Origin of the sequence: Gracilibacillus caseinilyticus (assembly GCF_022919115.1) — a bacterium.
GTDB classification, from domain to species: domain Bacteria; phylum Bacillota; class Bacilli; order Bacillales; family Amphibacillaceae; genus Gracilibacillus; species Gracilibacillus caseinilyticus.
In genome coordinates, this window is sequence record NZ_CP095072.1 from 3,253,961 (window position 1) to 3,267,431 (window position 13,471).

General features: G+C 37.3%; 10 protein-coding genes and 6 tRNA genes. 15 read left to right on the forward strand and 1 reads right to left on the reverse strand.

The features are described 5' to 3' along the window. Positions 1 to 517: 517 nt before the first annotated feature. The 15 genes from MUN88_RS15360 (at position 518) to phoU (ending at position 12,856) form a co-directional block, all read left to right on the forward strand. Positions 518 to 2,155 carry a Na/Pi cotransporter family protein gene (locus MUN88_RS15360; protein WP_244716567.1) on the forward strand — a complete coding sequence of 546 codons (1,638 nt, stop codon included), beginning with the start codon at positions 518 to 520 and terminating at the stop codon, positions 2,153 to 2,155. A 140-nt stretch (positions 2,156 to 2,295) separates the two neighbouring features. After that, positions 2,296 to 2,370: transfer RNA gene (locus MUN88_RS15365), tRNA-Asn, on the forward strand. Position 2,371: 1 nt separating this feature from the next. Then, positions 2,372 to 2,448, forward strand: a tRNA-Met gene (locus MUN88_RS15370). A 9-nt stretch (positions 2,449 to 2,457) separates the two neighbouring features. After that, positions 2,458 to 2,533: transfer RNA gene (locus MUN88_RS15375), tRNA-His, on the forward strand. A gap of 21 nt (positions 2,534 to 2,554) precedes the next feature. Beyond that, positions 2,555 to 2,631, forward strand: a tRNA-Ile gene (locus MUN88_RS15380). A gap of 9 nt (positions 2,632 to 2,640) precedes the next feature. Then, positions 2,641 to 2,733, forward strand: a tRNA-Ser gene (locus tag MUN88_RS15385). A 35-nt stretch (positions 2,734 to 2,768) separates the two neighbouring features. Next, positions 2,769 to 2,844, forward strand: a tRNA-Phe gene (locus MUN88_RS15390). Between the two features lie 228 nt (positions 2,845 to 3,072). After that, positions 3,073 to 3,684, forward strand: a complete 612-nt coding sequence (gene sodA, locus MUN88_RS15395; RefSeq protein ID WP_244716569.1) for a superoxide dismutase — start codon at positions 3,073 to 3,075, stop codon at positions 3,682 to 3,684. A 137-nt stretch (positions 3,685 to 3,821) separates the two neighbouring features. Next, entirely contained in the window at positions 3,822 to 5,054 is a 1,233-nt protein-coding gene (locus MUN88_RS15400) for an MFS transporter (protein WP_244716571.1), read from the forward strand. 59 nt (positions 5,055 to 5,113) lie between these two features. Continuing rightward, positions 5,114 to 7,255, forward strand: a complete 2,142-nt coding sequence (locus tag MUN88_RS15405; RefSeq protein ID WP_244716573.1) for a peptidoglycan D,D-transpeptidase FtsI family protein — start codon at positions 5,114 to 5,116, stop codon at positions 7,253 to 7,255. 1,210 nt (positions 7,256 to 8,465) lie between these two features. Then, entirely contained in the window at positions 8,466 to 9,497 is a 1,032-nt protein-coding gene (locus tag MUN88_RS15410; protein WP_244716575.1) for a PstS family phosphate ABC transporter substrate-binding protein, read from the forward strand. 85 nt (positions 9,498 to 9,582) lie between these two features. Beyond that, on the forward strand, positions 9,583 to 10,524 hold the full coding sequence (gene pstC / locus MUN88_RS15415) for a phosphate ABC transporter permease subunit PstC (RefSeq protein ID WP_244716577.1): 942 nt from the start codon (positions 9,583 to 9,585) through the stop codon (positions 10,522 to 10,524). Continuing rightward, positions 10,524 to 11,393, forward strand: coding sequence for a phosphate ABC transporter permease PstA (gene pstA / locus MUN88_RS15420; RefSeq protein ID WP_244716579.1), 870 nt, complete (start codon positions 10,524 to 10,526; stop codon positions 11,391 to 11,393). The genes pstC and pstA overlap by 1 nt, the downstream gene beginning before the upstream one ends. 17 nt (positions 11,394 to 11,410) lie before the next feature. Further along, the gene (gene pstB, locus MUN88_RS15425; RefSeq protein WP_244716581.1) at positions 11,411 to 12,172 is read left to right on the forward strand and encodes a phosphate ABC transporter ATP-binding protein PstB; all 762 of its coding nucleotides are present in this window, start codon (positions 11,411 to 11,413) and stop codon (positions 12,170 to 12,172) included. A gap of 24 nt (positions 12,173 to 12,196) precedes the next feature. Next, positions 12,197 to 12,856: a phosphate signaling complex protein PhoU gene (phoU, locus tag MUN88_RS15430; RefSeq protein ID WP_244716583.1), complete on the forward strand. Its 660-nt coding sequence runs from the start codon at positions 12,197 to 12,199 to the stop codon at positions 12,854 to 12,856. 143 nt (positions 12,857 to 12,999) lie between these two features. Here the strand turns inward: phoU and MUN88_RS15435 are convergent, their stop codons facing one another. After that, entirely contained in the window at positions 13,000 to 13,470 is a 471-nt protein-coding gene (locus MUN88_RS15435; protein ID WP_244716585.1) for a hypothetical protein, read from the reverse strand. Position 13,471: the final 1 nt, after the last annotated feature.

Genomic DNA, 13,471 nt, shown 5'->3' on the forward strand with positions numbered 1-13,471 from the left:
CTTAGACTCCCGCGGGACTGCGGTGACCCCCATTTATTGGACAAGTTTTTAGCCTATCTCTACAAACTGATTTCAAAATTACCATTAAGCCAGTTGACACAATCCGTATTATAGATAGCTTAAGCCGGTGGGGGAAGCTCGTTTTTTCTTTATCTAGATCATATAGCCAGATTATATTTAATAAGGTGGTAAAGCAATATTGTTATCCTATAAAAAAGCAACCTGATTAATTTTACATTTCATAACCTTACAGGGAAAAGAATGTAACTAAAATTTCGTTAAACGCTTTCAATCATGGAATAACTTGGTACAATAAAAATAAGTGTTAATCTTTTGTAAATTTTATATAAAAAGCCTTTACAAAATATATACCTATCATTAATAATGAATTGGTGTGTGCGGAAAGTTTGTCAACTTATGTCGGAAATAAAAATGGATAAGAATTTTAAGCAATACTTTCGGCACAATGGTCATAATAAAAAGAAAGAAAAAGTTTTGTGAGAAGGGATGAACACTTTTGGATTTAAATGTACAAGCTATGATCTTGGAGTTTGTTGCTGGCTTAGGTATTTTTCTATTAGGTATTAAGTACATGGGCGAAGGATTACAAAAAACAGCCGGTGACCGATTACGAGATATTCTAGACAAATTCACCAGTAATCCTTTTATGGGTGTACTTGCCGGGATTATTGTAACCATCTTAATTCAATCCAGTTCGGGGACAACTGTATTGACGGTAGGATTGGTAAACGCAGGATTTATGACGTTGCGACAGTCAATAGGTGTTATTATGGGGGCAAACATCGGTACTACAGTAACAGCGTTTATTATCGGTTTTGACCTGGGTGAATACGCGCTGCCAATCATGGGTATCGGCGCACTACTTATATTCTTTATTAAAAATAGTAAAGTAACGAATATTGGGATCACCATTTTTGGTTTTGGATCATTATTCTTTGGACTGGAACTAATGAGTTCAGGCTTAAAACCATTACGTGATTTGCAAGCATTTCATGAATTAACGGTTGACATGTCCAATAACCCGATACTCGGTGTTATTATTGGAACAGTATTTACAGTTGTCGTTCAAAGTTCAAGTGCTACCATCGGTATATTGCAAAGCCTCATGATGGAAGGTGCTATCGAAATAAAAGCAGCCTTACCTGTATTATTCGGGGATAATATCGGGACAACCATTACTGCTGTGTTAGCATCTATCGGTGCAACAGTAGCAGCCAAACGAGCAGCATTAACTCATGTAATATTTAACGTAATAGGGGCTACAATAGTTATCATTTTCATCGGTGCTTATAGTAACTTTATAAGCTACATTCAAGGAGCACTGGAGTTAAATCCGTCGATGACTATTGCCTATGCACATGGTATATTTAATATGCTAAACACTGCCGTACAGTTTCCGTTTATCGGTTTATTAGCATTACTTGTAACAAAAATCATCCCTGGTGAGGATGTAGAAATAGAATATAAACCAAAACATTTAGATCCAATTTTTATTGAACAATCTCCTTCTGTCGCATTAGATCAGGCAAAAGCAGAAGTAATCAGAATGGGTGAGTATGCGACCAAAGGATTGGAAGAAACAAGTCTGTTCTTAAACAAACAAAATCCGAAGACCTCTGAACTTGCTATACAAATTGAAGGGGCATTAAATAATCTGGATAGGGAAATTACTTCTTATCTGGTAGACTTATCTAAGAAAGATTTCTCGGAATCAGAAATTAACAAACATTCAGCTTTAATTAATTCAGTTCGTGATATTGAGCGAATTGGTGATCACTTTGAGAACATTATCGAATTAGTCCATTTTAAAATGTCCAATAAAGTTGATATTACTGAGCAAGGAATGATCGATTTAAATGACATGTTTGATTTAACAATCATTACGGTTAAAGAGGCTATCAGAGCTCTGGACACTATGGACAGAGAAGCAGCCTTAAATGTTGTGCAAAAAGAAAATGAAATTGATAAAATGGAAAGAACATACCGTAAAAAACATATTATTCGGTTAAATGAAGGTGCATGTTCGGGTGCAGCAGGTATCGTGTTTGCTGATATTATCAGTAACTTGGAACGAATCGGTGATCATGCTGTGAACATTGCAGATGAGGTATTGGGAGAACGTTATAAACAATAAATAGTGGGAAATAGTCTGGGTGATTCCAGACTATTTTCATCTCTTATCGACAAAAAAATAAAAAATGCAATAAAACTATTGACGATCTAATATGGATATGGTAAATTATTAAATGTCGCTTCAGTAATTACATAATTTATTCCACAGTAGCTCAGTGGTAGAGCTATCGGCTGTTAACCGATCGGTCGTAGGTTCGAATCCTACCTGTGGAGCCATGGCGGTGTAGCTCAGCTGGCTAGAGCGTACGGTTCATACCCGTGAGGTCGGGGGTTCGATTCCCTCCGCCGCTACCAAACATAATGGCGGTCGTGGTGAAGTGGTTAACACATCGGATTGTGGTTCCGACATACGTGGGTTCGATCCCCACCGGTCGCCCCATTATATAATATACGTAACATAGGACCCTTAGCTCAGTTGGTTAGAGCTATCGGCTCATAACCGATCGGTCGCAGGTTCGAATCCTGCAGGGTCCACCAACTACATTCGGAGGAGTACCCAAGTCCGGCTGAAGGGAGCGGTCTTGAAAACCGCCAGGGGCTTCACGGCCCGCGGGGGTTCGAATCCCTCCTCCTCCGCCATATACATATTAGTTGGTTGAATTTCATAAAGGATTGGCTCGGTAGCTCAGTCGGTAGAGCAACGGACTGAAAATCCGTGTGTCGGCGGTTCGATTCCGTCCCGAGCCACCATTTCTAAACAAGCATTAGATAAAGCTTGTTTTTTTATTTGGCTACCCTTATTTTCCTCAGTGGCATTTTTCATATTTCAAGCTTCAGCTAGATAAAACTACATCGATTCTTGTATAAAATATATACAAAAAGGAATGCTAAATAGTTGCATTTCAATAAAATGATTTGATACCATTCTGAATAGAGAGATTTTTATACTTTCTAATTAAAAAATAGGAGGAATTAAACATGGCAAACTTTACATTACCAGAATTATCTTATGGATATGATGCATTAGAGCCTCATATTGATAAAGAAACAATGAACATTCATCACACTAAACATCACAACACTTATGTTACAAAATTAAATGCTGCACTTGAAGGTCATGATGATTTGGCTAGCAAATCAATCGAAGACATTCTTGCAAATCTTGACGCGGTACCTGAAAATATCCGTACAGCAGTGCGTAACAACGGTGGCGGACATGCTAATCACAGCTTATTCTGGACATTGCTATCTCCAAATGGTGGCGGTGAACCAACAGGTGAATTAGCTGACCAGATCAATGCGACATTTGGTAACTTTGATAAGTTCAAAGATGAATTTGCAGCTGCTGCAGCAGGTCGTTTTGGTTCAGGCTGGGCTTGGTTAGTAGTAAACAACGGTAACCTTGAAATTATCAGCACACCAAATCAAGACACTCCTATTTCAGAAGGTAAAGCACCAATCTTAGGATTAGACGTATGGGAGCATGCGTACTACCTTAAATACCAAAACAAACGCCCTGATTACATTGCAGCATTCTGGAATGTAGTGGATTGGGATAAAGTAGCAAGTCTATATAGTGAAGCAAAATAATCTCCATTAACATTAAAAGGACTATAGTTTGATACTATAGTCCTTTTGTTGTGTTTCCTTCTTTTCTCTATGATTCATATGTATAACTCCGCCTTTCTAGATCAAAATAAAGATTAGATTGTAGTGAGGTGTATACGATGAATCATAAGCCGAAATCTTCGACAAACCGATTACCCAACAGTAAAGATTTAAAAATACTCTTAACAATTGGCGGACTGTATTCGTTAGCTACTTTTTTATCGAATGCATTCGTAAATGTTTTTTTATGGAAACAATCAGGCAATTATGTAGATATAGCGGTATACAATTTATTTATTTACATATTACAACCGATTGCGTTCGTGATTGCAGGTAAATTTACTAAGAAAGTGGATCGAACTCTTATTATCCGTTTTGGTGTAACATTTTTATCTATATTCTACGTCACTGTATTGTTAGTTGGCGACCAAGCCTCGAAAATACCTTATCTTCTAGGGGCTATTTTAGGAATTGGATATGGTTTTTACTGGCTAGCATTTAATGTTTTAACGTTTGAAGTAACTGAGCCGGAATCTCGTGATTTTTTTAATGGTATTTTAGGGGTCTTACAATCATTAGGCGGCATGATTGGCCCCTTCGTTGCGGGATATATTATTTCGAAGCTGGATAATTTTCAAGGATATAGTATTATTTTCTTTATATCCTTTTTTTTATTTTTATTAGCAGTGGTTTGTTCGTTTTTCCTCAAAAAGCGAAAAGCAACTGGACGATTTCTGTTTCGGCATGTTGTAGAGGAAAGAAAATCAAACAGTAACTGGCGATTTATTCTTAATGCGCATATTTTTCAAGGTTTACGGGAAGGATTATTTATTTTTATTGTAGCAATTTGGGTATACATTGCTACGGACAGTGAATTTGCTTTAGGATCCTTTAATCTTCTTTTTTCTTTTTGTTCATTTGTTGGTTACTATGTGATCACGAAGCTAACAAAAAAAAGCAATCGAAAAAAGACAATATTTTTCGGTGGTTTATTGCTATATCTGGGAGTAGGTATCTTTGTATTTCAACCTGGCTTCTGGATGTTGTTATTGTACGGAGTGGTAGTAGGGGTGGCTTACCCAGTCTTTAACGTGCCGTTTATTTCCCTTACGTACGATATTATAGGTAAAGCCAAGGGAGCAAAAGAATTAAGAATAGAATATATAATTTTCCGAGAATTGTTTGTTAATATTGGCAGGGTATCCGCCATTTCACTATTTATTATTGGCGTATTAGTATTTGACCCGGAATTTATTATACCAATATTGCTGCTGACAATCGGATCTGGGAACCTTATTGCGTATTATTTTGTGCGCAAAACAGATTCTTCTATATATAACACTCCATCATAGTAAAAGCACAGATTTTCGTGTTATACTATAAAGGATGTTTTCATCAGGGGGAGTAGAACATGAAACTACATCTTAAATGGAGAAAAAAGAAAAAATTGAAAAAGAAAAAGGCGCAATTGCCTCTCCGGTTAAATATTTTATTTGTATCGGTTTTTCTTGTCTTTTCACTATTAATTATTCAACTTGGGGTCGTTCAGATCCTGAATGGAGAAGAGGCACAGCGGAAAATAAATCAGACTGATAATACACCTTCAGAAAAACCTGTGCCAAGAGGGAAAATGTATGATAGTAACTTTGATCTGGTAGTGGATAACCAGGCAGTTAAATCCATTATATATACACCTCCAAAAAATGGTGAATCTGCAACGGAAAGATTAGAACTAGCAAGGAAATTAGCTAAATACATCATGATTATTAAAGATGATGAAGCGTTACGTGATGAAATTACAGAACGAGATAAAAAAGAATATTGGTATTTAAACAATCAGGAGACGATCACTGATCGGTTGACCGAAGAAGAAAAAACATTGACTGCGAGTGAGCGGTATCAGATTGAATTGGACAGTATTACAGAGGAAGACCTTTCAACAGTTGATTGGACAAGCGAACTTAACAACATAATAGCTATTAAGAAGGAATTGGACTCTGCCTACGAGTTGTCACCACATGTTGTTGTAAATGAAGGCTTAACAGATGAAGAATATGCTAAAGTGGCCGAACATTTAACGGATTTACCTAACATTGATGCGGTAATTGACTGGGAACGTGAGCGTGAATATGAGGATACATTTAGCTCATTTATTGGTAATCTGACTTCTTCTGAAGAGGGCATTCCTCGTGATAATAGTGACTTCTATTTAGCAAATGGCTATACCTGGAATGACCGTGTTGGTACAAGTGGACTGGAGCAAGAGTACGAAAGTGTGTTACGTGGAAGAAAAGAACAAGTTCAGTACACGACTAATTCAGACGGAAATGTGGTCAATTCAGAAGTCGTAGTAGATGGGCAAAGAGGAAAAGACCTTGTGCTAACCGTAGATATGGAATTTCAGCAGGAAGTTGATAAGATTGTCCAGGAAGAGTTAGAAAAAGCCATTAACAATTCCGCTAGTAATAACGGTTATTTAAAGGATGCGATGGCTGTCGTCATGAATCCGCAAACAGGTGATATATTAGCTATGTCTGGTTACCGTTATGATAAGAAGAATGATGAATATCTAAATCAGGCATATCGCACAATTTATGATTCTCATGAGCCTGGTTCTGCAATAAAGGGTGCGACATTGCTAGCAGGTTATCAAGAGGGTGTAGTAGATATTGGCTCAAGGCTGAGTGATGTTCCGATTAAAATTAAATCGACACCTGAATTTGCATCGCACGCTTTTTTAGGTAGCAGCATTTCTGATCTTACTGCCTTGCAGGAATCTTCAAACGTTTATATGGCACGAATTGCTATTAAAATTGCCGGTGCAACCTATCGGTTAAATGAACCATTATACAACTTTGATTATAGCGCTTTTAATACGATGCGAAATTATTATAACCAGTTTGGATTAGGTGTTAAAACTGGAATTGATTTACCTTTTGAAGCAACAGGTGTGACTGGAGCGAACCCCGTACAGGGTAATCTGCTGCACTTGGCAATTGGCCAGTATGATACGTATACGACATTACAATTAGCGCAATATGTTTCAACTATCGCTAATGATGGCTATCGTATGAAGCCACGTCTTGTAAAGGAAATCAGAGAACCTGACAATAGCACAACTGGGACACCAGGAAAAATTATCGAATCATTCGAACCCGAAGTCTTAAATCGTGTTGAAATGGACGAAAAATATATTGAACAAGTCCAAGAAGGATTTAGAAGGGTTTATGAAAGTGGAACGGCTTCAACTCAATGGAGTGGGTTCCCTTACGAAATGGCAGGGAAAACAGGTACAGCAGAAAAACCACAGTATGAAAAACAGGAGGATGGGACCTATAAGAAAGTCGAGGATACGGATAATTTATCTCTGATCGGTTATAGTCCGTTTGAGAATCCTGAAGTCGCATTTGCAATCGTTGTTCCGGAAAATGGTACAGCCAATGGAAGACACCAGATTCATCATGCCATTGGTAAACGTATCATCGAAATCTATTATGAGTATAAAGAAGAGAAATCGGACGAAGAAAAAGAAGCCGAATCGGAAGAGAACTAGTCTTACTAGTTCTCTTTTTTTATGAGAAAGTATATAAGTACAGTCATAGAAATAATCATGCTAAACATGAAGGTGTGTCTGTATAACGATGTGCTAATATTGACATTTTTAGTGTGCGTAGCAAAGCTCCCGAAATATGCTCCGCGTCCTGTGGGGCACGGATTCAGCTAACTTAGGAAAGAAAATTCTGTTCTTTCCTAAGTGGATCTTCAGCTCGCGCTGATCCCACGGGAGTCTCCGCATATTTCCTCCGCTTAAGGGAAGTTCTACAACGCTTGAAACAGCTAAAAGCAGCGGTGCTAGGCATTATGATACATCAAAATGAGGAGGTCTAACTCATGCGATAGCTCTTCAAATACTTCCCGTAACATCTGTTGTATAGCAAACACCCTAGCGTAGGCCAACCACGTAGACTCGAGGTCACTAAAAAAACATATTATGGAAATTTATCCTCCCACTAAGATAGCTATAAACAGGTTTAAAGTGGTTTCAATCCACCACTTTTATATGATATTTTGCATGAATTTTGGGATTCGATTTTCCTGTCGCAAATTTTTATGGACTTTTTCAGTGGCCTCCGTACACTCCCTCGGAACATGCGGGGTGCTGAAGATCCACTACGTCTGCACCTGTGTCTACTAGTAACGCTTCAAAGTAGGCTTCCTCGGTGCAAGGCAGCAGAGAAGTGATTCGAGTAGTAGCCTAGCTTCAGCCGTGCCCCGCAGGACGCGAAGTGGTTGGCTGGAACGGTATCCCAGCACACACAATATATCAAAATAGTCCCAAGGTTAGTTGACATAATCCGTATTAAAGGAAGTTATATATAATTACGTTAGTTATGGTCGAACGAGGTTTTGCCCGGTTTTTCTTAGTTGTAAAGAAAAATTACCATTGCTTTTATTAAATATTTGCAAAATGAATGCTGCAATGAATTAAAACATAAGTGGAAGGCTTTTTATAATACGATAATGTAAACTATATTTACTTAATGTAGATGGAGGATTTGTTCGGTAATTGTTATTCGAAAATAGAACGTTTATTGGTGATAGATTGCAAAATATGTAGTATTTCATGTTAATTTCTATCAATCTGTCGAATTTACAATGTCTTTACAATAGGTTAATAGTACCTTAACAGTTGTGCGTTACGATGTAGTAGAAGCTTTCAAAGAGAGCTGAAAATTCTTAGATTGTAATAGGGGGAAGAAAGAATGAACAAGTGGAAGTTAATGATGTTAGTCGCGATTGCCGTACTAACAATGGGTGTTCTAGCTGCATGCGGTAATTCACCAGCAGAAGACGAAGAAGGCACGGGTGAAGAAACAACAAACGAAGCAAGTGCGAATGAAGGTTCTGACAATGCAGAAGAATCTAGTGATTCAGAAGAAGTTTCTGGTCCAGTAAATTTAGATGGTTCTTCTACTGTATTACCAATCATGGAATACTTGACTTATGAATATAATCAAGTTCAACCAAACGTTGAAACAGCTCTTAACTCTTCTGGTTCAGGAGGAGGTTTCAAAAAATCTACTGTTGGTGAAATTGATTTCAGTAATGCTTCCCGTCCAATTAAAGACGAAGAGAGAGCAACAGCAGAAGAGAACGGTATTGAGTTACTTGAATTAGAATTAGCATACGATGGTTTATCAGTAGTAGTTAGCCAAGAGAATGATTTCGTTGAGAACTTAACCGTTGATCAACTAAAAGAAATCTTTTTAGCTGATGGTTCTGCTACAAAATGGTCTGATCTAAATCCAGAATGGCCAGAAGAAGATATCATCATCTATAGCCCAGGACATGATTCTGGTACATTTGATTATTTTAATGAAGTAATCTTAGAAGAAAACCCAATGCGCGAAGGCGAAAACACAACATTATCTGAAGATGACAACACACTAGTTACAGGTATCAAAAATGATCCATATGCAATTGGTTACTTTGGTTATGCTTACTATTTAGAAAATCAAGATTCATTAAAAGTGCTAGGTATTGACAACGGAGATGGTAACCCAGTAAAACCTGATGGTGATACTATCCAGGATGGCAGTTACTCTCCGCTATCTCGTCCGTTATTCACATACGTAAACGTGGATTACATGAAAGAAAAACCACAAGTATTTGATTTCGCTAAATACGCACTAGAAAATGCAGGAGCAGCAGCTGAAGAAGTTGGATATGTTGCACTTCCTGATGAAAAATACCAAGAGCAAATAGATAAAATTACGGAAATGGTATCTGAGTAAGATAAAAATAATGTAATATGGGACAGACCCGCTTCTAGCGGGCAACTGTCCCATCATCTTTGTGAAGAAAGTGTAGGGGATTATCATGGCGAGCAATCAGATGAACAAAAATTTATCCGTTCAAGACATGATTAAACAAAATAAACAGAAAAAGAATCTAGGTAATGCCATTGAAAAAATAGTACCGATATTTTTATTATTATGTGCCGTTGTATCGATTTTAACGACAATTGGTATATTATTTACTTTGCTACGAGAATCTATCTTATTTTTTACGAAAGTACCATTGACTGATTTCTATTTTGGAACGAATTGGTCTCCTTGGACAGAACACTTTGGTGTGGCGCCATTAATTGCAGGAACATTATTAATTACAGCTATTGCTATATGTGTTGCTGTACCTATAGGTATTGCATGTGCTATTTATTTGAGTGAATATGCATCAGAACGAGCAAGAAAAATCATTAAACCAATATTGGAAATCTTAGCTGGTATTCCTACTGTTGTTTATGGTTTTTTTGCATTAACATTTGTGTCTCCGTTATTGATGAATATCTTTCCAGACATGCGAATCTTTAATGCGATGAGTGCAGGGCTAGTAGTTGGTATTATGATCATTCCGATGATTGCGTCATTATCAGAAGATGCAATGAGTGCTGTTCCGAAATCACTAAGAGATGGTGCACTTGGTTTAGGGGCCACTCGTTTTGAGGTTTCGATGAAAGTGGTATTACCAGCAGCATTATCTGGGATTATCGCATCAATTGTATTAGCCGTTTCTCGAGCGATAGGGGAGACGATGATCGTGACGATTGCAGCAGGAGCTACACCTAACCTGACGTTTAACCCGACTGAATCGATTCAAACATTGACAGCATTTATTGTACAGGGTGCTACAGGAGATACTTCTTATCATTCTACTATTTACAATAGTATTTATGCAGTAGGTATCACACTGTTTATCTTTACATTATTGATGAATATTTTATCACAATATATTTCGCGTCGATTTAAGGAGGATTATTAATGTCACAACATGTTAATACAAGTCAAATTAAAAGTCGTGTAAACATTAATAAAATTTTTAAGTATTTGTTTATATTTGCTATGGCTTTAGCGATGCTTTTTCTTGCTGCTCTAATCTACAGGATTGTTAGCCAAGGGATGGATTATGTAAGTATAGATTTTCTCAAGAATTTCCCTGCACCTTATATTGAGGAAGCGGGAATATTTGCAGGAATAATGGGTTCTATTTTTATGATGGCAATCACTGCGCCGGTATCGATTATCATTGGAGTATCTACAGCATTGTATTTGGAAGAATATGCGAAACAAAATAAATTTACACGTTTCATTCAAATAAATGTTCAGAATTTAGCAGGTGTCCCTTCTATTGTTTTTGGTTTATTAGGATTGACATTCTTCGTTTACATTATGGGATTTGGATATACATTGATCGCTGGTGCATTAACAATGAGTTTACTCGTATTGCCGGTTATCGTTGTTTCATCACAAGAAGCAATTCGTTCGGTGCCACAGGAAATTAGAGAGGCTTCAATTGGAATGGGGGCTACCAAGTGGCAGACGATTTGGAGGATCGTATTGCCAGCATCTATACCAGGTATTATAACGGGGGCAATACTTGCTTTATCCCGGGCAATAGGGGAAACAGCGCCATTAATTATTGTTGGGGCAGCGACTGCGATATATACTATTCCAGACTCGTTTATGTCGAAGTATACAGTGATGCCAATTCAAATTTACAGTTGGACAGCAAGACCGCAAGCGGAATGGCAATTTGTTGCTGCAGCAGGAATTATTGTTCTATTGGTAATATTACTATGTATGAACGCCGTAGCAGTGTGGATTCGTAACAAATTCCAAAACAGATATTAGAGAAAGAAGGGCTATTTATGACAACAGCAAATGCATTTAATATTGAAGATTTTAATTTATGGTATGGTAATGATCAAGCATTGTATCAAATAAATATGGATATTCCTAAAAAAGAAATTACAGCCGTTATCGGACCTTCTGGATGCGGTAAGTCTACACTATTAAAGACATTAAATAGAATGACAGAAACCATTCCGATCGTGAATACTTCTGGTATTATTAAATATAATGATAAAAACATCTTTGATAAAAAACAGCTCGTAGAAGAATTGCGTACACACGTGGGAATGGTCTTCCAAAAACCGAATCCATTTCCGAAATCTATCTATGAAAATGTTGCTTACGGACCGAAGATTCACGGCATAAAAAAGAAGAAAGTATTAGATGAAATAGTAGAAAAAAGTTTGCGTGGTGCGGCTATTTGGGACGAAGTGAAGGACCGTTTGAACCAAAATGCATATGGCTTATCTGGTGGTCAGCAACAAAGAATTTGTATTGCAAGATGTTTGGCTGTAGAACCGGAAGTAATATTAATGGATGAGCCAACGTCTGCTTTGGATCCTATTTCGACTCTTAAAATCGAAGAGTTAATAAAAGAGTTGAAAAAAGATTATACGATTGTTATTGTGACGCATAACATGCAACAAGCAGCACGGATCTCAGATAAAACAGCCTTCATGTTAAACGGTGAATTAGTTGAGTTTTCAGAAACAGATCAACTGTTCTCTAATCCAGGCGACAAACGTACTGAAGATTACATTACAGGTCGCTTCGGATAATTATTTTGTGGGAGGAAATGCAGTATGGTAGGTAGAGAGATATTTCAGAGTGAACTGAAAAAGGTTGAAGAATTAATTATTGAACTAGCGAGGAAGACGAAGGAGCAATTGCGTTCTGCAGTGGAAGTTTTGCATTCTAGTGACACAGAACAAGCTAGAGAAATCATTGAAGCAGATCGAAACTTGGACAAACTTGATTTCAAAATTAACGAAACGGCAATTTTATTAATTGCACGTCAACAACCGGTTGCAACTGATTTGAGAAGATTAGTTGTTGCAATTCGCATTTCTTCAGATTTGGAACGGATGGCTGACAATGCAAAAAACATCGCTAAATCTGCCATTCATCTGGGAGACAATCATGGGATTGAAATTCACAGCGCTATTAAAGAAATGCAGGAAATAGCTATCAAAATGATTGATCTAGCTATCAGTGCTTATGAAAATGAAGATATAACTCTGGCAAGGAAATTAGCAGATCTTGATGATATTATCGATGGTATGTATTCTTCCATGTTACAGGAATTACTAGAAGAAACAGCTACGAATCCACAAAAAATTCAGCATATTATGCAAATGGCTTTCAGTGGGCGTTATGTGGAAAGAATTGGCGATCATGCAACAAATATCGGGGAAGATGTTATGTATCTCGTCAAAGGTGAATCAGCAGATTTAAATGAATAAATTTAAAGAGTGAGCTATAATCAAGCTCACTCTTTTTTATCTTGAAATACATGTTCGATGCCATTCGACTGACAACATAACGAAACTGCAAATTCTGTTCCGTTTCACTTTACATATTGTATATGATCAAAGTTAGTATGTGATCAATTCGTAATCAACTTCGCAATATCTGATATTTTCATTTGATTGGAAAGTGTGAATTCTCCAATTTGAATGGAAGTCGATAGATCGTTATCTTCTACATATGTAATAAATGCCTCGCCGTCATTGATAATTCCATTGTCTACTAATACATCAGCAATTTCTTGCAGTGTCATACCCGACTCAATGCTAACGTTTGTAGTAATAACTTCTTGTTGTTGCGTTTCGTCAGATTCTTGATTGTCTTGTTGTGTTTGTAAGTTTGTCAGTTGTCCCTCTAATTTTTCAATTTCTAGATTTTTATTTTCCTGATAGACGAAATAGCCTTCTTTTTGAATTGCTTCGATACTATCTTCCGTCGATGTAGCGGAAGTGGAGCTGTTTGCAGCAGGTGATTCGATCCAATATGTAACTCCAATAATAATTGCAGCGGTGAGCAAACCTAAAGAGAAAGCTCTGATAGTTTGTTTCAAG

What these genes read in the sequence shown, in the direction of transcription:
- pstC (WP_244716577.1), top strand. Translation starts at nt 9,583, where the DNA reads ATGGCGAGCAATCAGATGAACAAAAATTTATCCGTTCAAGACATGATT.
- pstB (WP_244716581.1), top strand. Translation starts at nt 11,411, where the DNA reads ATGACAACAGCAAATGCATTTAATATTGAAGATTTTAATTTATGGTAT.
- phoU (WP_244716583.1), top strand. Translation starts at nt 12,197, where the DNA reads ATGGTAGGTAGAGAGATATTTCAGAGTGAACTGAAAAAGGTTGAAGAA.
- MUN88_RS15410 (WP_244716575.1), top strand. Translation starts at nt 8,466, where the DNA reads ATGAACAAGTGGAAGTTAATGATGTTAGTCGCGATTGCCGTACTAACA.
- pstA (WP_244716579.1), top strand. Translation starts at nt 10,524, where the DNA reads ATGTCACAACATGTTAATACAAGTCAAATTAAAAGTCGTGTAAACATT.
- sodA (WP_244716569.1), top strand. Translation starts at nt 3,073, where the DNA reads ATGGCAAACTTTACATTACCAGAATTATCTTATGGATATGATGCATTA.
- MUN88_RS15400 (WP_244716571.1), top strand. Translation starts at nt 3,822, where the DNA reads ATGAATCATAAGCCGAAATCTTCGACAAACCGATTACCCAACAGTAAA.
- MUN88_RS15405 (WP_244716573.1), top strand. Translation starts at nt 5,114, where the DNA reads ATGAAACTACATCTTAAATGGAGAAAAAAGAAAAAATTGAAAAAGAAA.